Genomic DNA, 19618 nt, shown 5'->3' with positions numbered 1-19618 from the left:
GGACCGGCGATGTCAGGCGTTCTTGATCGCCGAGATGTCGAAGTTCAGCTTGATCTTGTCGGAGACCAGGACCCCGCCCGTCTCCAGCGCGGCGTTCCAGGTCAGGCCCCACTCGGAGCGCAGGATCTCCGCCTTGCCCTCGAAGCCGACGCGCTCGTTGCCGAACGGGTCCTTCGCGGCGCCGTTGAACTCCAGGTCGATGGTGACCGGCCGGGTGGTGCCGAGGATCTCCAGGTCGCCGGTGATCCGGTAGTCCTCGCCGCCGAGGGACTCCGCCTTGGTGGAGCGGAACGTCATGGTCGGGAACTCCTCGATCTTGAAGAAGTCCGCGCTCTTGAGGTGACCGTCACGGTCGGGCGACCCGGTGTCGATGCTGTCCATCTTGACGTCGATGGAGGCGGTCGACGCGGACGGGTCGGCGCCGTCCAGGTGCAGCGAGCCGCTGAAGTCGAGGAACTTGCCCTTGACGTTGGTCACCATGGCGTGGCGCACGGTGAAGCCGATCGTGGAGTGGGCGGTGTCGATCGTGTAGTCACCGGTCAGGGCGGTCAGGTCGGGGTTCGCCATGACATGCTCCTTCAGATTCGGGAGAGGATGTTGAACGTTGAACTACTCAACACGAACGACCGTAGACCTATTCCCTACAAGTTTCAACATCATCCGCAAGGTGTTGGCGTGATAACTCTGAGGTGGTAGATGCCCAGGGCATGAACCCACACCGTCGGGGCCCCATGAGACTCACCCGTAGAGCGGTCTTACTCTCCGCCGCGCTCCTGGCCGCGCCCGCCCCGGCCGCCGGCGCCGCGCCCACGGACCCGTACGACACCCTCCGCCGCCGCTGGCTCGACCTCACCCTCGGCACCGGCTACGACCCCACCGCGGAGCCGTACGCCTCCCGTCTCGCCCGGACCGGCGCACTGGCCCGCGCCTTCCAGGCGGCCATGGCCCCCACCCCCACCTCCCTCTGGCCCGGCCACCCCTACGACCCGCCCGCCGGCATCACCCAGAGCTACAGCCGCCTGTGGACGATGACCCAGGCCTACGTCCAGCGGGGCACCGGCGCCACCGCCGACCCGGCCCTCCTCGCGGACGTCCTGCGCGGCTTCGACCACCTCTCCGCCACGGTCTACAACCCCGCCACCACCCGCTACGGCAACTGGTGGGAATGGCAGATCGGCAGCCCCCGCCTCCTCATGGACATCGCGGCCGCCCTCCACGACGACCTCACCGACGCCCGGCGCGAGGCCGCCTGCGCGGCCGTGGACCACTTCATCCCCGACACCCTGCTCACCGACTACTCCGGCACCTCCACCGGCGCCAACCGCGTCGACCTGTGCCGCTCGGTCGCCCTGCGCGGCGTCCTGGGCCGGCGGGGCGAGCGGATCGCCCTCGCCCGCGACGCCCTCTCGCCCGTCCTCCCGTACGTCACCCAGGGGGACGGTCTCTACGCCGACGGTTCCTTCGTCCAGCACGCCCGGGTCGCCTACTCGGGGACGTACGGACAGGTCATGCTGGACGGCCTCGGCCGCCTCTTCACGCTTCTCGCGGGCTCCGCCTGGGAGGTGACGGACCCCAACCGGCAGATCGTCCTCGACAGCGTCGAGCAGGCCTACGCGCCCCTGATCCACGACGGGTTGGTGATGGACTGCGTCAACGGCCGTGCGATCAGCCGGGGTTGGCTGCGGGCCGACGACCTGCACGTCATGCGCAGCGACCACTTCCACGGCCAGGCACTCATCGCCGCGATCGCGGTGCTGGCGGGCGGCGCGAGCGAGGCGGAGCGGGGCCGCTGGTACGCGTACCTCAAAGGATGGATCGAACGGGACACGGTGACACCGGTCCTGACGGCCCCTCAGTTCGGGACGGCCGATCTGGCACGCCTCCACGCGGTGGCCGAGGCGCCCGTCCCCGCGGCCCCCGAACCCGTCGCCCACCACCTGTTCCCGGCGATGGACCGCGCCGTCCACCGCCGTCCCGCCTTCACCGCGGCCATCTCGATGTGCAGCGACCGCATCACGTACTACGAGTGCGGCAACGGCGAGAACCCGCGCGGCTGGCACACCGGCGCCGGAATGCTCTCCTGGTGGCCCGCGGGACACGGCGACCAGTACACGGACTGGTTCTGGCCGACCGTCGACTGGTACCGCCTGCCCGGTACGACGGTCTCGACCCTCCGGCTCGCCGACCGTGCCGGCGGCGAATGGGGCGCCCCCAAGCCGGACGTCCGCTGGGTCGGCGGCACGACCGACGGCGAGTACGCGGCCGTCGGACAGGACCTCAGCGGCCTCGGCTCGACCCTGCGGGCCCGCAAGTCCTGGTTCTGCGCGGCGGACGCCGTCATCTGCCTGGGCGCCGGAATCACCTGTACGGACGGCGTCCCGGTGGAGACGGTGGTGGACAACCGGAACCTGGGGGAGGACGGCACGCAGGAGTTCGTACGGGGCAGGGGCTGGGCCCATCTGGAGGAGCACGGCGGCTGGGTCGTCCCGGGCGGCGAACCGCGCGCCCTGCGCGAGGACCGCACCGGCGCCTGGTCCGACATCAACACCACCAGTACGGACGAACGGCGCACCCGCCGCTGGCAGACCCTCTGGCTCGACCACGGCACGGACCCCGTGGACGCCGGATACGTCTACCTCCTCATGCCCGGCGCCACCCGCCGCGCGGTCGCCGCTCGCGCCGCCGACCGCCACTGGCTGTCGCTCCTCGTCAACGACACCTCCTGCCAGGCCGTCCACGTCCCCTCCCTCGGACTGACGGCCGCCAACTTCTGGCGGCCCGGCACCGCGGGCCCGCTGACCGTCTCCGCGCCCGCCAGCGTCCTCGTACGCCGCCACGGACGCACCGCTACCCTCTGTGCGAGCGAGCCGCCCCGTACGGGGGAGCCCTTCGAGATCGTCTGGGACCGCCCGGTGCGCGCGGTGGTCCGCGCCGGCGAATCGGTGGAGGTGCGGTCGACGGGACGCCGCCTGGCCCTCCGGATTACCCCAGGCGTGTCATGTGCGACGCACCGATGTGAGCTGGCTCTCGGCTGACGGCTTTGTACGGCCCCTACAAGCCCGACGCCCCCTGAGCAGTCAGAAGGCCTGCATGCCGGTCAGGTTCTGTTCAGTGGTACCAGGAAAACGGGCCGGAGACTGTGAGGAGTCGACGGCTCGCTTTCCCGGGTGTCCTTCGTAAGGTCGCTACATGACCGTTTTGGATGAGGCGCCGGGTGAGTCGACGGGCGAGCCGACGGACGCGCGCGGGCGAGTGGCCGAGCTGCACGAGATCCGTGCGCAGGCGCTGGCCGGCCCGAGCGAGAAGGCGACCGAGGCGCAGCACGCCAAGGGCAAGCTGACCGCCCGGGAGCGCATCGAGCTGCTGCTGGACGCGGGTTCCTTCCAGGAGGTCGAGCAACTGCGCCGGCACCGCGCGACCGGCTTCGGCCTGGAGGCCAAGAAGCCGCACACCGACGGTGTCATCACCGGCTGGGGCACGGTGGAGGGCCGTACGGTCTTCGTGTACGCCCATGACTTCCGGATCTTCGGCGGCGCGCTGGGCGAGGCCCACGCCACGAAGATCCACAAAATCATGGACATGGCCATCGCGGCCGGTGCCCCGCTGGTCTCCCTGAACGACGGCGCGGGCGCCCGTATCCAGGAGGGCGTCTCGGCGCTCGCCGGCTACGGCGGCATCTTCCAGCGCAACACCAAGGCGTCCGGTGTCATCCCGCAGATCAGCGTGATGCTCGGCCCGTGCGCCGGCGGCGCGGCCTACAGCCCCGCCCTCACGGACTTCGTGTTCATGGTCCGCGAGACCTCGCAGATGTTCATCACCGGCCCGGACGTGGTCAAGGCGGTGACGGGCGAGGAGATCACCCAGAACGGCCTGGGCGGCGCGGACGTGCACGCCGAGACCAGCGGCGTCTGCCACTTCGCCTACGACGACGAAGAGACCTGCATCGCCGAAGTCCGGTACCTGCTGAGCCTGTTGCCCCAGAACAACCGCGAGAACCCGCCGCGCGTGGAGGCCACGGACGCGGCGGAGCGCCGTAGCGACGTCCTGCTCGACCTGGTCCCGGCGGACGGCAACCGTCCGTACGACATGGCGAAGGTCATCGAGGAGATCGTCGACGACGGCGAGTACCTGGAGGTCCACGAGCGCTGGGCGCGCAACATCATCTGCGCGCTGGCCCGTCTCGACGGCCAGGTGGTCGGCATCGTGGCGAACCAGCCGCAGACCCTCGCCGGGGTGCTGGACATCGAGGCATCGGAAAAAGCTGCGCGCTTTGTCCAGATGTGTGACGCTTTTAACATCCCGATCGTCACTTTCCTGGACGTCCCCGGGTTCCTTCCCGGTGTCGACCAGGAGCACGGCGGAATCATCCGCCACGGAGCGAAGCTGCTCTACGCCTACTGCAACGCGACCGTGCCGCGGATCTCCCTGATCCTGCGCAAGGCCTACGGAGGTGCGTACATCGTCATGGACAGCCAGTCCATCGGTGCCGATCTCACCTACGCCTGGCCGACGAACGAGATCGCCGTGATGGGTGCCGAGGGTGCCGCCAACGTCATCTTCCGCCGGCAGATCGCCGACGCCGAGGACCCCGAGGCCATGCGGGCCCGCATGGTCAAGGAGTACAAGTCCGAGCTGATGCACCCGTACTACGCGGCCGAGCGCGGTCTGGTCGACGACGTCATCGACCCGACCGAGACCCGCGAGATCCTCATCCGCTCCCTCGCGATGCTCCAGACCAAGCACGCCGACCTGCCCTCCCGCAAGCACGGCAACCCCCCGCAGTAACCCTGCGGACCCTCCGCGACACCCTCGCGGAAACCTCTCTCACGGAGACTGAGACCTATGAACACCCCTGACATCCGCGTCGAGAAGGGCCACGCCGAGCCCGAGGAAGTCGCCGCCATCACCGCGGTCCTCCTCGCCCGCGCCGCCGCCCAGCCCACCGTCGAGCAGCCCCACGGACGCCGCCCGAAGGCCGGCTGGCGCCGTCTGGAGCGCGAGGGCGGCTTCCGCGCCCCGCACAGCTGGCACTGAGCCCCACAGCGCCCGCACGGCCCCGCCCTCCCCTTCCGGGAGAGCGGGGCCGTCGGCATGATGGGGCACGGTCGGGACCGGAGGGGGAGGGCATGGCACGGTGGCCGGAACTCGAGGAGTGGATGGCCCTCGTCGACGCGAGCATCGAGCCCATCGCACACCGACCGGTCGATCTCACCGACCCGGACTGGGAGCGGCGGATGCGGGAGGGGCCCGACCCGCTGGACGAGGCGGGGGTCCGCCCCGAGGCCGAGTCCGTGACCCGGGAGCTCATCGGGCTCTACGAGCACGGGGACGAGCGCGAACGGGCCGCCGTACGCGCGCTGCTGGACCGCCACCCCTCGTTCCGCTGGGCCGCGGGTCCACCCCTCGAGCCCACCGCCGAGGGCTTTCGGCGCTGTCTGCTGTGGATGTCGGCGGTCGATCAGGGCAGCGACACCCGGGACGAGTTGCTGACGCTGTGGGACTACCGCGCCAAGGCTCGGGCGGCGGGTGTCGATCCGCGGCCCGTCCTGCTGGAGGTCGCCGAACTCTCCAGCGCCGAGGACAGGTTCGGGATGGGCTCCATGCGGGACATCCTGCGGGACGCCGCCGGAGAGTGACGCGAAAGGGCCCCCTCCCGCAGGAGGGGGCCCTTCCCGGCTTCGGTGACCTTGCTAGCGCAGGCGGGCCATCAGGGCGTGTTCGACCAGGGTGATCAGGGCCGACTTGGCGTCCGCGCGGTGGCGGGCGTCGGTCGTGATGATCGGGGTGTCGGGGCCGATCTGCAGCGCCTCGCGGACCTCGTCCGGGTTGTACGGCTGGTTGCCGTCGAAGCCGTTGAGGGCGATGACGAAGGGCAGACCGCTGTTCTCGAAGTAGTCGACCGCCGGGAAGCAGTCGGCGAGACGGCGGGTGTCCACCAGCACGATCGCGCCGATCGCACCGCGGACCAGGTCGTCCCACATGAACCAGAAGCGGTCCTGGCCCGGTGTACCGAAGAGGTACAGGATCAGGTCCTGGTCCAGGGTGATGCGGCCGAAGTCCATGGCGACCGTGGTGGTCGTCTTGTCTCCGGTGTGGGTGAGGTCGTCGATGCCCGCCGAAGCGGATGTCATCACGGCCTCTGTGCGCAGCGGGTTGATCTCCGAAACGGCCCCGACGAACGTGGTCTTGCCCACGCCGAAGCCACCCGCCACCACGATCTTCGCCGAGGTGGTGGAGCGGGAAGGACCGCCGCTAGAGCTTGCGAAGTCCACTGAGCACCCTTTCGAGCAGTGTCACGTCTGGCTGGCCGCCGGCGTTCTCGTCGCCGCCGGGCTGATGAATGGCGACCAGTCCTGCCTCCGCCAAGTCGGCGACGAGGATCCTGGCCACGCCGAGAGGGATCGTCAGAAGGGCCGAGATCTCGGCCACCGACTTGATCTCCCGGCAGAGGTTGCAGATCCGCTGATGCTCGGGCAGCTGGCCCTGCATCTGGTGCGGCTGCGCGGTGGTGTGCACCAGCGCCTCGATGGCGAGCTGGTAGCGCGGGCGCGTCCGTCCGCCGGTCATGGCGTACGGGCGCACCAGGGGGTTGTTCGACGCACCCGCGGGCGCCGGCTCGGGGGAGCGCCGCTGCGGCTGCACCGGCTGGATGCGCGGAGCCGGCGGCTGGTCGTACGGCGACGGGCCGGGGCCCTGGGGCGCGTACGGGTGCTGCTGCCGATGGCTCGGTGCGGAGGGGAAGTTGTAACGGTTCGGGTTCTGGGAACCGTCGCCCTGGCCCTGGGCAGGGCCGTACGACCAGTTGCCCGAATTCGAACCGCCTGGGGGTGTTGCCACTCTCTTCTCCTCCTCCGACCGTGCCGGGCACCCATCCCTGTGGAGCCGCGTCCCGAAACCTTACGGCCCCGGGACGCCAAAACGCACCGTCTGTCTGTCAGTTGAGCAGGCTGCCCTGGAGCTCCGCACGAAGATCGGGCGTCAGGACCGAGCCGGCCCGGTCCACCAGAAGGGCCATCTCGTACCCGATGAGGCCGATGTCCGCCTCGGGGTGCGCGAGCACCGCGAGGGAGGAACCGTCGGATACGGACATGATGAAGAGGAATCCCCGCTCCATCTCCACAACCGTCTGGTTCACCGCGCCACCCTCGAAGATCCGGGAGGCGCCCGCCGTCAGTGACGTCAGACCGGAGGCGACCGCCGCGAGCTGGTCGGCGCGGTCGCGCGGAAACCCTTCGGACATCGCCAGAAGGAGTCCGTCGGCGGAGACCACCACGGTGTGGGACACCCCCGGGGTGTTGTCCACGAAGTTGGTGATCAACCAGTTCAGGTTCTGTGCCGCCTGGCTCATCGGGCTCACACTAACGCTCCTGGTTGTAGGTGCTGTCAGAACCGAAGCCCTGACCGTTCGTTTCACTGCTGCCTGCGCTGCGTCCTCGTTGGACGCCCCGGCGCAGGTTGCTCAGCCTGCCCCGGACGTCCTCCGGAGCGCGGGAGACCGATGGGCCTCCCTGGGGGGTGCTTGCGGCGGCTCCCTCGACCAGGTTGGCCTTGGGTACCCGCCGCGGCAGGCCGGAGGAGGTGACCCCGCCCGCCTTGGGCTTCCGGAGCGCGGAGGCCTGCTGCCAGCGTTCGTCGTTCGCCGAACGCCAGTCGCCGCCGGGACCGTTTCCGTTGCCGTTGCTCTCCGGTACGGCGGCCGGAGCCGGTGCTTCCTGGCTCACATGCTGCCGTGTGCCGTTCGAACCGCTCGTACCGCCCCCGAACGATCCGCGGCGGGGGAGCCCGGCGTCGGTCAGCGTGTGCGCGGCGGAAGGGGCCGGTCCCGGACGGTCGAAGCCTACGCGGTCGCGCTCACTCACGTCAGCGGCCTGCGCAGGTTCCGCTTCCGGAGCGTACTGGTCCGGGTAGCCGTTCTGGTAGCTGTCCTGCTGCGGCCAGTCGTCCTGCTGACGGCGCTCCTGGAAGGCCGTGAAGGGCTCCGGGGCCGAGGCGCGCAGCGGCGCCTGCTCCTCCTGGACCGGCTCCGCATACGTGGGCTCGGGGTAGCCGCCGTTCGACGAGAAGGTGTCGTTCTGCGGCAGCGACCCGTTCGGCGCGAAGTACGGCTCGTCGTACGACGGCTGCGGGGCCGCCTCCTCGTACGAGGTGTGCTGCTGCTCCTCGTACGGGGACTGCTGCGGCTCCTCGTACGCCGGGCGGGGGTCGAAGGAGCCGGTGTGCTGCTCCGGGAAGCCGTTGTCGTACGACGGCTGCCCGTCGAAGGCGTCGGCGTACGGCGAGTTCTCGCCCTGCTCGTGCGGGTGGCCCTGGCCGTGCTGGGCCTCCAGGGCCGCCCGGCGCTCCTCGCGCATCAGGGAGCGGCCGACCGGGTCCAGCTCACGGATGTCGTCGGGGACGTCGGCGTAGCGGGTGTCGTCGAAGCCGAGCTCGGCGGCCGTGCGCATCGGCAGGCCGTTGTTGAAGTCCTCACCCTGGAACTGCTGCTCCGGGATGATCTGCGAGACGGTGAACTCGTCGCGGTTGAGCTGCTGCTCGCCGCCGCCACCGTGGGTGATCGCGTCCGGCAGCATGACCAGCGAGGTGGTGCCCGCCTGCTCGCCCGAGGGGCGCAGCTGGACGCGGATGCCGTGCCGGTCGGAGAGCCGGCCGACCACGAAGAGGCCCATGCGCTGCGAGATCGCGGCGTCGACGGTGGGCGGGTTCGCCAGCTTGTGGTTGATGTCCGCGAAGTCCTCGGCGGTCAGGCCGATGCCCTTGTCGTGGATCTCGATCATCACGCGGCCGTCGGGGAGACGGGTCGCGGTGACGCGGACCTTGGTCTGCGGCGAGGAGAACGTGGTGGCGTTCTCTAGGAGCTCGGCCAGCAGGTGCACGAGGTCGGTGACGGCGCGGCCGTGGATCTCGGCCTCCGGGACACCGGAGAGCTCGATGCGCTCGTACTGCTCCACCTCGGAGGAGGCGGCGCGCAGCACGTCGACCAGCGGGACCGGCTGGTCCCAGCGGCGGCCGGGCTCCTCGCCGGCGAGGACCAGGAGGTTCTCGCCGTTGCGGCGCATACGGGTCGCGAGGTGGTCCAGGCGGAAGAGGTTCTCCAGCTGGTCCGGGTCGGCCTCGTTGTTCTCCAGGTCGGTGATCAGGGTCAGCTGGCCCTCGATCAGCGACTGGTTGCGGCGCGAGAGGTTGGTGAAGATCGCGTTGATGTTGCCACGGAGCAGGGCCTGCTCGGAGGCGAGCCGGACCGCCTCACGGTGGACCTGGTCGAAGGCGCGGGCGACCTCGCCGATCTCGTCCTTGGTGGTGATCGGGATCGGGGCCACCCGGGTGTCGACCCGGCCCGGGTCGGTGCGGGAGAGCTGGTCGACCAGCATCGGCAGGCGCTGCTCGGCGATGCCGAAGGCGGCGTTGCGCAGCTGGCGCATCGCGCGGGACATCTGCCGGGCGACCGCGCCGGCCAGGATGAACGCGAGCAGCAGGGCCACGATGACGCTGGCACCGGTGATCAGCGCGTCGCGCTTGGCGTTGCTCGCGATGTCGGAGGCCTCGCTCACCGCGGTGTCGGCCTTGTCCTCCTCGAGCTTGCGGTACGCCTCGTACTTGAGGGTGGTACCGGCCCACCAGTTCTCCGCGGTGATGCCCTTCTGGGCGAGGACGGCGCGCGCGGACGGGTCGGTGCTCTGCAGCTGCGACATCGCCGTGATCATGTCGACCGGGTTGGACGGCGGCGGCACATAGGTCTTGTTCTCGGCCGCGGCCTTCGCGGCGGCCTGCTTGACCAGGGCGGCGGCGTCGCTCTGCACCTTCGCCGAGGCCGTGTTCAGCTTCGCGATGTCCTCGTCGGTACCGCCGGCCTGGTACTCCTGGATGGCGATGCCCTCCAGGTAGGCGTACGAGGTGATGGCGGTGCGCTGGGTGGCCAGACTGGTCTGGCTCGGGCCGGGCGCAACCAGGAGGTGCATGCCGATGGAGCGCTCAAGGGAGAGCGCGCCCTTGGCGAGGGCGATGGCGTAGACCGAGCGGCCGTAGCTGGTGATGTTGCCGGTGCCCAGGCCCAGCTCGTTGGAGAACTCCAGGAGCGGGTGCTCGAGGTTGACGTAGGCCTCTTCGGTCTGCACGCCCTTGTACGCGGACGTGTAGGCCTTGGCGCGGATCGACGCGAGCTGCGGCTCCACCTTGCGGAAGCGTTCCAGGCGGCGTTCCAGGCCCGACCGGTTCGGCATGTTCTGCGCGGCCTTGTCGAAGGTGTCCGCGGCGTCGTCCGTGGCCTTGCGGGCGGCGACGACCGACGGGTCCTTCTGGCCCTTGCCCAGCAGCAGCGGCGCGGCGCTCACGTCACGCTCGTTGGTGATCGCGTTGCTGTAGGTGAGCGCGGCCTGCACCAGGCGCGCGGTGTTCTCCGCGTCCTGGGCCTCCTGCCAGGTGTCGATGGAGTTCTTCACCTGGAAGCCGCCCATCACGAGGCCGACGGCCACGGGTATGAGCAGGATCGCGTTCAGCCGGGTCGGCACCCGCCAGTTGCGGGGCGAGAAACGGCCGCCGCCGGAGGCGGGCGCGGCCGTCGACTCGGATACGGGCACAGGGGCGGGCGCCGCTCCGCGCGGCGGCGGGGTGAAGTTGCCCCGCGCCGACGGCTCGGGACCGTTCTTGCTTCGCCTCACTCGACCAACAACCTCTCGGCGGCGGGCACCAACGTTGTGCCGCAGTGTCTCAGAGCCCAGTACGCCACTGAGTACGCAGTACTACTGAGTACGTCTTTGACTATTGGGCAGTTCAGGCATTCCAGCACGACGACCAGCGCTCTTCCAAACAGTGGAAAGCACGGATTCCATGTGATGTAAGCCCCAGATAAAACGGTCATAAAGAGCGAGCCCCGTCAAAAGACGGGGCCTTTGTGTGCGCAGCGACACCAGTTGGCAACGACCCGTGGCCGTACCACCCGATTCCTCTGCCGAAACGTTATGAACACCGGGGCCGACCGTGTCAAAGGCCACAGTCGGCTCCGATGCGTCTACGACAACTGCCGTATTGCATGGCTGACTTGAGTGCTATCTCAGTCGTGCCATGAGCGCGTGCTCGACCAGCGTGATCAGCGCACTCTTGGCGTCGCCCCGATGGCGGGCGTCAGTCGTGATGATGGGGGTGTCGGGGCCTATCTGCAGGGCCTCGCGCACCTCCTCGGGCTGGTACGGCTGGTGTCCGTCGAAGCCGTTGAGGGCGACCACGAAGGGCAGACCGCTGTTCTCGAAGTAGTCGACCGCCGGGAAGCAGTCGGCCAGACGCCGGGTGTCCACGAGCACCACCGCGCCGATCGCACCGCGGACCAGGTCGTCCCACATGAACCAGAAGCGGTCCTGACCCGGCGTACCGAAGAGGTACAGGATCAGGTCCTGGTCGAGCGTGATACGGCCGAAGTCCATGGCCACCGTGGTGGTGGTCTTGTCCCCGGTGTGGGTGAGGTCGTCGATGCCCGCCGAAGCGGAGGTCATCACGGCCTCGGTGCGCAGCGGGTTGATCTCGGAGACGGCACCCACGAACGTGGTCTTGCCGACACCGAAGCCACCCGCCACCACGATCTTCGCGGAGGTGGTCGCCCGCCCTCCGTCAGAGCTTGCGAAGTCCACTGAGCACCCTTTCGAGCAGTGTCACGTCCGGCGCACCGGTCGTCTCGTCGCCGCCCGGCTGGTGGATGGCGACGAGCCCGGCCTCGGCCAGGTCCGCGACGAGAATGCGGGCCACGCCCAGCGGCATGGCCAGAAGCGCCGACACCTCGGCCACCGACTTGACCTCACGGCAGAGGTGGCAGATGCGCTGGTGCTCGGGGAGCAGCCCCATGAGTGCTGCCGGGTCGGCCGTGGTGCTGATCAGTGCCTCTATGGCGAGCTGATAGCGCGGCCGGGTCCGGCCACCGGTCATCGCGTACGGACGAACCAGTGGCTGGTCGCCCTCATCCTCGTACGGCTCCGCGTACGGATCATGAGAGGCGGTGGGCGGGGTCATGAATCCTCCGGGCGGGACAGCAAGTCGGTCGGGCAAGCCGTCTGACGGGGCCGGTGGGGGGACTGTGGCGGCCTGACGGTGATTTGGTGAGGCGGGTGGTGCCGGTGAGGTTCAGTGGAGCAGACTGCCTTGCAGTTCGGCGCGCAGATCGGGCGTGAGCACAGCGCCCGCGCGGTCGACCAGCAGCGCCATCTCGTAGCCCACCAGGCCGATGTCGCACTCGGGGTGCGCGAGCACGGCCAGGGACGAGCCGTCCGATACGGACATCAGAAACAAGAAGCCCCGCTCCATCTCGACGACCGTCTGCGCCACGTTGCCGCCCTCGAAGATCCGGGAAGCCCCGGCCGTCAGTGAGGTGAGCCCGGACGCGACGGCCGCGAGCTGGTCGGCGCGGTCACGAGGAAAGCCTTCGGACATCGCGAGAAGGAGACCGTCGGCGGACACGACGACGGTGTGGGACACCCCGGGGGTGTTGTCCACGAAGTTGGTGATCAACCAGTTGAGGTTCTGTGCCGCCTGGCTCATCTGGCTCAACTATCGCTCCTGCTGGTGAGTGGGGCTGGGGAAACTGCCCGTCTGGCCGTTGCCGGCCTGACGACCCTGTGCGATGCCCCGACGGAGATTGGTCAGCCGGCCGCGTACGTCGTCAGGCGCACGCGAGACCTGCGGACCGGCTTGGTGCTGTTGCTGCTGAGCCGTGCCCGGGACGAGGTTCGCCCGGGGCACCCGGCGCGGCAGGCCGGAGGTGGTGACGCCGCCCGCGGCCGGCTGCCTGACGCGCTCCGCCTGCCGGACGAGGTCGTCGTTCGGAGAGGTGCGCCAGGACGAGGTCTGGGTCGCGGGACGCTGGGGAGCGGCAGCCGGAGGCTGCTGCGGGGCCGGAGCCGAGCCGTTGCTGCCGCCGTTGCTCTGCTGGCCGTTGGGTCCGCCGTGGAACCAGTTGGTCTCGAGCGTGTCGTACAGCGGGGTACGACCGTCACCCGGGCCGGTCGCCGGCGGCAGTGCCTCGGGCTCCGGACGGACGGCGGGCCGCTGCTGCGGACGCGGCGGGACCGGCGGACGCGGGGCGCCGAAGTCGGCGCCGTTCTGCGGGCGCTCGAACTGCCCGGTGCCGTTCTGGTTGGGACGGCCCGGCAGGGAGTGCTGCCCGGTGGAGCTGCCGTCGTAGCCCGGCGTGGCGAACTGCCCGGTCGAGCTCGGGCCGAAGGCCGACGGGCTCGCGAACTGGCCGGTGTTCGCCGGGTTGCCAGCGTTGTTGCGGCCGTTCGGTCCGGACTGGCCGTTCGGCGCGCCGAAGACGTCCGAGCGGACGAACTGGCCCGGGTTCTGCGACCCGTTGGCACTCGGCTGCGGGGCACCGAAGTCCGGGTAGGGGAACTCGCCGGTGTCCTGCGGAGAGCGGCCGAACTGACCGTTGTTCTGCGGGGAGTCGAGATTCGGACGCGGGAACTGCCCGGTGTTCTGCGGCGACTGCTCGCCCGGACGGCCGAACTGGCCCGTCTGCTGCGGGGCACCGAAGTCGGACCGCGGGAACTCGGACGTGGATCCGGGACCCTGACGGTCGTTGCCGCGCGGAATCGCGGGCATCTCGGAGGTCGCGTCGATCCGCGGCATCCGGGAGGTCTCGTCATGGCCGCGCGGAGTGTCGAGGGAGGCGCGCGGCACCGGCGGCTGCGCGTTCTCGTCGCTCCAGCTCGGCGTACGGGGCTGCTGGTTGCCGCCGGGCAGCTCGGCCCGCGGACCACCGCGGCCGGGCAGCTGCGCCCGACGACCGCGCCGGCCGCCCTGCTCGCCACCGGAGGCCTCGCCCGAGGACTGCGGCGGTACGGCGCCACGGGCGCCGCCGAAGCTGTCCTGACCCGGGCCGCCCATACCGGCGGCCTGCAGACCCTGCGGCGCACCCGGCGCCTGGCCGCCGAAGCCGGCACCGGCGCCCGCGGGAGCCGGCCGGCCCTGCTGACCCTGACCGCCCTGCGGTCCACGCGCGCCCGGACGGCCGTTGCCGTTCCCGGCACCCGGCAGCGCGGCTCGCGGCCCCTGACCGGTCCCGAGCAGTCCGCCACCGGAAGGCGCACCGGCCCCGAGCGCGCCGCCCGGAGCTCCACCGGGCGCACCCGCGCCGAGGGCGGGACCGCCCGGCGCACCTGCGCCCGCGGCCTGCCGACGAGCCGCGGCCACACCGGCTGCGGCCTGCGCGGCGGCCGGACCGCCGGCGGCACCGGCGCCCTGGCCGGGCTTGGCCTGCGGCTTCTTGCCACCCTGGGCGACGTCCACGGGCAGCATGACCAGCGCGGTCGTACCACCGGAGTCGGACGGGCGCAGCTGGATGCGGATGCCGTGGCGCTGCGACAGCCGGCCGACCACGAACAGACCCATGCGGCGGGAGACCGAGACGTCCACGGTGGGCGGCGAGGCGAGCCGCTCGTTGATCGCCGCGAGGTCCTCGGGGGAGAGGCCGATACCGGTGTCGTGGATCTCGATCAGCACGCGGCCGTCGGGCAGCGCGTGACCGGTGACCTTGACCTTGGTCTGCGGCGAGGAGAACGAGGTGGCGTTCTCGAGCAGCTCTGCGAGGAGGTGCACGAGGTCGTTGACCACACGGCCGGCGACCTCGGTGGTCGGCACGGCGGCCAGTTCGATGCGCTCGTACTGCTCCACCTCGGAGGCGGCGGCGCGGAGCACGTCGACCAGCGGGACCGGGCGGGTCCAGCGGCGGCCGGGCTCCTCACCGGCGAGGACGAGGAGGTTCTCACCGTTACGGCGCATACGCGTCGCGAGGTGGTCGAGCTTGAAGAGCGAGGACAGCTGGTCCGGGTCGGCCTCGCGGGACTCCAGTTCGGAGATGAGCGAGAGCTGACGCTGGATGAGGCCCTGGGAGCGGCGCGAGAGGTTGGTGAACATCGCGTTGACGTTGCCCCGCAGCAGGGCCTGCTCGGCGGCGAGGCGGACCGCCTCGCGGTGGACGTCGTCGAAGGCCGCGGCCACCTGGCCGATCTCGTCCCGGGAGTGCACACCGACCGACTCGACGGAGGTGTCGACGTCCTGCGGGTCCGACTCCGACAGCTGCGCGACCAGCTCGGGCAGACGGTCCTGGGCGACCTTGTTGGCGGTCTCCTGCAGCCGGCGCAGCGAGCGGATCATGGAACGGGCGATGACGAAGGCGCCGACGAGGGAGACGCCGAGCACGAGCAGGATCAGCGCACCGGAGATGATCGCCTCGCGCTCGGAGGCGGAGCGCAGCTCGCGGGCCTTCTGCTCCATGTCCTCGAGCAGGGTGTGCTCGATCTTCTTCATCTGCTCGATCTTGGTCGAGCTGTCGTCCACCCAGTCCTGGTACGAACGCTTCGGCAGGTCGGCGAGGCCGCCCTGGGAGGCGAGGGCACGGCTGGCGTACTTGTCGCTGGCCGTGATCGTCGCGTTGTTGTCCTCGATCGGCTTGAGCAGCTCGGTCGCCTGGGCGGTGCCGTAGATGCCCTTGAAGCTGCGGATCTCGGACTTCTGGCTCTCCAGCGCCGACTGGGCGTAGAGCCGGTCGTTCGACGAGAGGTCGCCGGACTGGGTGTTGTTCGCCGGGAGGGCCGCCGCGAGGACCGCGCGCTGCATGGAGGCGTACTCCTTGGCCGTGGAGAAGGCGGCCAGGGAGCGCGTGCGCTGGATCATCTCGGGGTTGCTGGTGGCCTCGGCCATGTCCTGCGAGAGGTCCAGCAGGTGGGTGATGAGGCGGTGGTAGGCCTCGACCGTCTGGGTCGAGTTGCCCTTGGCCTCGTACGCGGTGGAGCGGATCTGGGTCAGCAGTTCGAGGTCGCTGACCACACCGACCAGGCTCTCGCGCACGCCCTGGAGCGAGCCGTCCTTCTGGGAGGTGTCGATCTCCTCGGCGGCGTCGATGAAGTTGGTCTTGGCCCGGTCGGTCTTGTCCCGGTAGCCCTTGACCGTGTAGTCGCTCGCCTTGGAGCCGTGCGCCAGCGGACCGGCGGACTGGTCGCGCTCCTCCTGGAGCGCGGCGGCCAGCTCGGTGGCCTGCTTGGTCATCTCCGTCAGCAGCTTCATGTTGTCGAGCTGCTGGATGTCGTCCATGTTGTCGCTGATGCGCAGCGCGCCCAGCGAGGTGGCCGCCACGACGGGGAGCGCGAGGAGCGACACAAGGCGCGTGGAGATGCGCCAGTTGCGCAGCGCCACGCGAGAGCCGGGGCCGGTCGGGGCCTTCGACGGCTTGACCGGCGGAGTGGGGGTCGGCGATCCGGGGGACGCGGACGCGCCGGGGCGCTCACCGCCGTTCCCGCTCGGGGCCGGACCCGGGTTCTGGGCGTGCTGGGGCGCGGAACTGCCCTTCATGGGGCCTGTCCCGCCTTGCGGCTCCGGCTCCGCCGAAGCGCTGCCATCCCTCTTGAAACGTCCCTGCACTAGCGTCGCAACCTCTGGACCAGGCGCCCCTCCGCGTGAACGGAAAGACACGGTGTCGGCGTTGTTAGGGAGCGCCCTGAATGCGCACCCCGATGGTCGTGAGTGACCGGCGCTGGCTCCCCCTGTCTCGCCGCCACTCGGCGCTGCTTCGCGCCCCCTGTGCGCCGGCTCGATCCTGCGGCGGTCCGTGGCATTCCAGCACAGTGCAGGATCTCCAACAAGGCTCATGGGCCGAGCCGTGACCTACGTGACAGCATGTGAGTGCCGGGTCACCAGACGTAGAAGGGTGACTACCGATAACGGACGAAAGCCCGCGAGTCGCACGGGAACGGGCGGTGTCCCAGTCGCCATGATCAGGAGCGGAATGATGGCTTCAGGGGGCCAATGTCCGTTTCGGTAGGGTGAGTTGTGGGTCTGAATTGACCGCTTTGCCCATAGAGCCGTGAGCAAACTCACACGCTGATCAAGGGGTCTTCGCGGCCTGCGCAGGGAATTGCATGTTTAGCCTGACGCTTTACACGACGCAGGTGACTGTCAACTCCCGCCCCCGACTGAGGACAAGGTCGAGTACAACCGTGAAGACGACGATGATGTTCCGCAACATAGCCAACCCCCGCCGCACCACGCTGGCCCACCTCGAGGGCGCCGACGCGCTGCAGGTCCAGGAGCAGCCGGAGCACACCCTCGATCTTCCCACCCAGACCGCCAACCCCAAGCGCACCGTCCTCGTCGAGGCCCCCGTCACGGCCTCCGTCGCCGAGTAGTACGCGCGCCGGCGACTGATCATTCAAGCCTCCTCGCACATGATCCCCCAGGACTCCTGCGGATGATCCCCGGGGGTACCCACACGCGGTAATGCGCAAGTCGGCGGCCCTCTCGCGCGTTAGCCTGGAGCGTCAGACTCCAGCCGGCTCAAGTGAGGGGCGCAGGATCCCGTGCGCATCGCCAGGTTCTCCATCGACGGGAACGTCGCCTTCGGCGCGGTCGAGGGCGACAAGCCGGACGAACTCGTCCTCGACATCATCAAGGGCATCCCGTTCGCGGACTTCGAGCTCTCCGGTACGAAGGTCCCGGTGAGCAAGGTGAGGCTGCTGCCGCCGGTGCTCCCCAACAAGGTGGTGGCCTTCGGCCGCAACTACGCGGAGCACGCGCGCGAGCTGGGCAACGAGGTGCCGGACGCGCCGTTCGCCTTCTTCAAGCCGTCCACCTCGGTGATCGGCTCCGGCGACGAGATCCAGTACCCCTCCTTCTCCCAGGAACTGCACCACGAGGCCGAACTGGCCGTGGTCATCGGCCGGATGTGCCGCGAGGTCCCCCGTGAGCGCGTGGCCGACGTGATCTTCGGCTACACCTGCGCCAACGACGTCACCGCCCGCGATGTCCAGCGGCGCGAGAAGCAGTGGGCCCGGGCCAAGGGCTTCGACACCTCCTGCCCGCTCGGCCCCTGGGTGGAGACCGGCCTGGACCTGAAGACCGCCTCGGACCTCACCGTCCAGCTGACGGTCAACGGCGAACAGCGCCAGCTCGGCCGCACCAGCGAGATGATCCACTCCATCGAGGACCTGATCGTCAACATCTCCGAGGCCATGACGCTGCTCCCCGGCGACGTGATCCTCACGGGCACCCCGGCAGGCGTCGGACCGCTCACCGTCGGCGACGAGGTCGCCGTCACCATCGAAGGCATCGGCACTCTCACCAACAAGGTTGTCAAGCGTGGCTAGCGCACCCGTCCGCGTACGTTTCTGTCCCTCGCCCACCGGTAACCCCCATGTGGGCCTGGTCCGCACCGCCCTGTTCAACTGGGCCTTCGCCCGCCACCACCAGGGCACGCTCGTCTTCCGCATCGAGGACACCGACGCGGCCCGCGACTCCGAGGAGTCGTACGAGCAGCTGCTCGACGCGATGCGCTGGCTGGGCTTCGACTGGGACGAGGGCCCCGAGGTCGGCGGCCCGCACGCGCCCTACCGCCAGTCGCAGCGCATGGACATCTACGCCGATGTCGCGGCCCGGCTCCTCGCCGCCGGCCACGCCTACCACTGCTACTGCTCCCAGGCCGAGCTGGACACCCGCCGCGAGGCGGCCCGGGCGGCCGGCAGGCCCTCGGGCTACGACGGCCACTGCCGCGCCCTGACCGAGGCGCAGGTCGAGGAGTACAAGGCCCAGGGCCGTACCCCGATCGTCCGCTTCCGCATGCCCGACGAGACGATCACCTTCACGGACCTGGTCCGCGGCGAGCTGACGTTCACACCGGAGAACGTGCCGGACTACGGGATCGTACGAGCCAATGGCGCGCCCCTGTACACCCTGGTCAACCCGGTGGACGACGCGCTGATGGAGATCACCCACGTCCTGCGCGGCGAGGACCTGCTCTCCTCCACCCCCCGCCAGATCGCCCTCTACAAGGCGCTGACCGAGCTGGGCATCGCCCGGCGGACGCCCGAGTTCGGGCACCTTCCCTACGTCATGGGCGAGGGCAACAAGAAGCTCTCCAAGCGTGACCCGGAGTCCTCGCTCAACCTCTACCGCGAGCGCGGCTTCCTGCCGGAGGGCCTGCTCAACTACCTCTCCCTGCTCGGCTGGTCGCTCAGCGCCGACAAGGACATCTTCACCGTCGAGGAGATGGTGGCGGCCTTCGACGTCGCCGATGTGCAGCCCAACCCGGCCCGCTTCGACCTGAAGAAGTGCGAGGCGATCAACGGCGACCACATCCGGCTGCTGGACGTGAAGGACTTCGCGGAGCGCTGCGCTCCCTGGCTGCGGGCCCCCTTCGCCCCCTGGGCGCCGGAGTCCTTCGACGAGTCGAAGTGGCAGGCGATCGCCCCGCACGCCCAGACCCGTCTGAAGGTCCTCTCGGAGATCACGGACAACGTCGACTTCCTGTTCCTCGCCGAGCCGGTCTTCGACGAGCCGTCCTGGACGAAGGCGATGAAGGAGGGCTCGGACGACCTGCTCCGCACGGCCCGGGAGAAGCTGGAGTCGGCCGACTGGGCCTCGGCGGAGTCCTTGAAGGAGGCCGTCCTGGCCGCCGGCGAGGCCCATGGCCTCAAGCTCGGCAAGGCCCAGGCCCCGGTCCGCGTCGCCGTCACCGGCCGCACGGTCGGTCTGCCCCTCTTCGAGTCCCTCGAAGTCCTGGGCAAGGAGAAGACCCTGGCCAGGATCGACGCGGCTCTGGCGAGGCTGGCGGCGTAACGCGGACATGCGTGGAGGGGCGGCACCCGAT

Annotated in this window: 16 protein-coding genes; 7 read left to right on the top strand and 9 right to left on the bottom strand. The window is 70.0% G+C overall.

The genetic code is table 11. The annotated features are described in order from the left end of the window. Positions 1-12: 12 nt before the first annotated feature. Positions 13-567 (bottom strand): YceI family protein, encoded by a 555-nt coding sequence (locus ABZT17_RS23670; protein WP_356351561.1) that lies wholly within the window; start codon positions 565-567, stop codon positions 13-15. A gap of 164 nt (positions 568-731) precedes the next feature. Here ABZT17_RS23670 and ABZT17_RS23665 point away from each other — a divergent pair, with 164 nt between their 5' ends. From ABZT17_RS23665 to ABZT17_RS23650, 4 genes are all read left to right on the top strand, one after another. Beyond that, positions 732-3035 (top strand): polysaccharide lyase 8 family protein, encoded by a 2304-nt coding sequence (locus tag ABZT17_RS23665; RefSeq protein WP_356351560.1) that lies wholly within the window; start codon positions 732-734, stop codon positions 3033-3035. A 154-nt stretch (positions 3036-3189) separates the two neighbouring features. After that, positions 3190-4785, top strand: a complete 1596-nt coding sequence (locus ABZT17_RS23660; RefSeq protein WP_356351559.1) for an acyl-CoA carboxylase subunit beta — start codon at positions 3190-3192, stop codon at positions 4783-4785. Between the two features lie 57 nt (positions 4786-4842). After that, positions 4843-5034, top strand: a complete 192-nt coding sequence (locus tag ABZT17_RS23655) for an acyl-CoA carboxylase subunit epsilon (protein ID WP_356351558.1) — start codon at positions 4843-4845, stop codon at positions 5032-5034. A gap of 92 nt (positions 5035-5126) precedes the next feature. Further along, complete coding sequence (locus ABZT17_RS23650; RefSeq protein ID WP_356351557.1) at positions 5127-5636, top strand: hypothetical protein; 510 nt, start codon at positions 5127-5129, stop codon at positions 5634-5636. Positions 5637-5690: 54 nt separating this feature from the next. Here ABZT17_RS23650 and ABZT17_RS23645 read toward each other — a convergent pair whose 3' ends face one another. The 8 genes from ABZT17_RS23645 to ABZT17_RS23610 form a co-directional block, all read right to left on the bottom strand. Further along, entirely contained in the window at positions 5691-6272 is a 582-nt protein-coding gene (locus tag ABZT17_RS23645; RefSeq protein WP_026248371.1) for an ATP/GTP-binding protein, read from the bottom strand. Continuing rightward, the gene (locus ABZT17_RS23640; RefSeq protein ID WP_356351556.1) at positions 6253-6837 is read right to left on the bottom strand and encodes a DUF742 domain-containing protein; all 585 of its coding nucleotides are present in this window, start codon (positions 6835-6837) and stop codon (positions 6253-6255) included. The genes ABZT17_RS23645 and ABZT17_RS23640 overlap by 20 nt, the downstream gene beginning before the upstream one ends. Before the next feature lie 97 nt (positions 6838-6934). Continuing rightward, positions 6935-7348: a roadblock/LC7 domain-containing protein gene (locus ABZT17_RS23635; RefSeq protein WP_007384910.1), complete on the bottom strand. Its 414-nt coding sequence runs from the start codon at positions 7346-7348 to the stop codon at positions 6935-6937. Positions 7349-7358: 10 nt separating this feature from the next. After that, positions 7359-10655, bottom strand: coding sequence for a nitrate- and nitrite sensing domain-containing protein (locus tag ABZT17_RS23630; protein ID WP_356351555.1), 3297 nt, complete (start codon positions 10653-10655; stop codon positions 7359-7361). A 387-nt stretch (positions 10656-11042) separates the two neighbouring features. Further along, the gene (locus ABZT17_RS23625; RefSeq protein WP_356351554.1) at positions 11043-11618 is read right to left on the bottom strand and encodes an ATP/GTP-binding protein; all 576 of its coding nucleotides are present in this window, start codon (positions 11616-11618) and stop codon (positions 11043-11045) included. Then, the gene (locus ABZT17_RS23620; protein ID WP_016432454.1) at positions 11599-11994 is read right to left on the bottom strand and encodes a DUF742 domain-containing protein; all 396 of its coding nucleotides are present in this window, start codon (positions 11992-11994) and stop codon (positions 11599-11601) included. The genes ABZT17_RS23625 and ABZT17_RS23620 overlap by 20 nt, the downstream gene beginning before the upstream one ends. Before the next feature lie 111 nt (positions 11995-12105). Then, positions 12106-12519 carry a roadblock/LC7 domain-containing protein gene (locus ABZT17_RS23615; RefSeq protein ID WP_003973453.1) on the bottom strand — a complete coding sequence of 138 codons (414 nt, stop codon included), beginning with the start codon at positions 12517-12519 and terminating at the stop codon, positions 12106-12108. A 9-nt stretch (positions 12520-12528) separates the two neighbouring features. Then, positions 12529-16398: a nitrate- and nitrite sensing domain-containing protein gene (locus tag ABZT17_RS23610; RefSeq protein ID WP_356351553.1), complete on the bottom strand. Its 3870-nt coding sequence runs from the start codon at positions 16396-16398 to the stop codon at positions 12529-12531. 575 nt (positions 16399-16973) lie between these two features. On the opposite strand from ABZT17_RS23610, the gene ABZT17_RS23605 reads away from it, so the two are divergent. The 3 genes from ABZT17_RS23605 to gltX all read left to right on the top strand — a co-directional run bounded on the left by ABZT17_RS23605 (position 16974) and on the right by gltX (position 19587). Next, a complete protein-coding gene (locus ABZT17_RS23605) occupies positions 16974-17162 on the top strand; it encodes a hypothetical protein (RefSeq protein ID WP_356351552.1) in 189 nt (62 codons plus the stop codon). A 171-nt stretch (positions 17163-17333) separates the two neighbouring features. Continuing rightward, on the top strand, positions 17334-18119 hold the full coding sequence (locus ABZT17_RS23600) for a fumarylacetoacetate hydrolase family protein (protein ID WP_356351551.1): 786 nt from the start codon (positions 17334-17336) through the stop codon (positions 18117-18119). Further along, positions 18103-19587 (top strand): glutamate--tRNA ligase, encoded by a 1485-nt coding sequence (gene gltX, locus ABZT17_RS23595; protein ID WP_356351550.1) that lies wholly within the window; start codon positions 18103-18105, stop codon positions 19585-19587. The genes ABZT17_RS23600 and gltX overlap by 17 nt, the downstream gene beginning before the upstream one ends. Positions 19588-19618: the final 31 nt, after the last annotated feature.

This window comes from Streptomyces sp. NPDC005648 (assembly GCF_040605395.1).
Lineage (GTDB): Bacteria > Actinomycetota > Actinomycetes > Streptomycetales > Streptomycetaceae > Streptomyces.
The sequence above is the reverse complement of the archived record's forward strand: the minus strand, read 5'-3'. Positions and strand labels throughout refer to the sequence as shown.

Coding starts and splice junctions, on each gene's coding strand:
- ABZT17_RS23670 (WP_356351561.1), bottom strand. CDS start 567: ATGGCGAACCCCGACCTGACCGCCCTGACCGGTGACTACACGATCGAC.
- ABZT17_RS23665 (WP_356351560.1), top strand. CDS start 732: ATGAGACTCACCCGTAGAGCGGTCTTACTCTCCGCCGCGCTCCTGGCC.
- ABZT17_RS23660 (WP_356351559.1), top strand. CDS start 3,190: ATGACCGTTTTGGATGAGGCGCCGGGTGAGTCGACGGGCGAGCCGACG.
- ABZT17_RS23655 (WP_356351558.1), top strand. CDS start 4,843: ATGAACACCCCTGACATCCGCGTCGAGAAGGGCCACGCCGAGCCCGAG.
- ABZT17_RS23650 (WP_356351557.1), top strand. CDS start 5,127: ATGGCACGGTGGCCGGAACTCGAGGAGTGGATGGCCCTCGTCGACGCG.
- ABZT17_RS23635 (WP_007384910.1), bottom strand. CDS start 7,348: ATGAGCCAGGCGGCACAGAACCTGAACTGGTTGATCACCAACTTCGTG.
- ABZT17_RS23620 (WP_016432454.1), bottom strand. CDS start 11,994: ATGACCCCGCCCACCGCCTCTCATGATCCGTACGCGGAGCCGTACGAG.
- ABZT17_RS23615 (WP_003973453.1), bottom strand. CDS start 12,519: ATGAGCCAGGCGGCACAGAACCTCAACTGGTTGATCACCAACTTCGTG.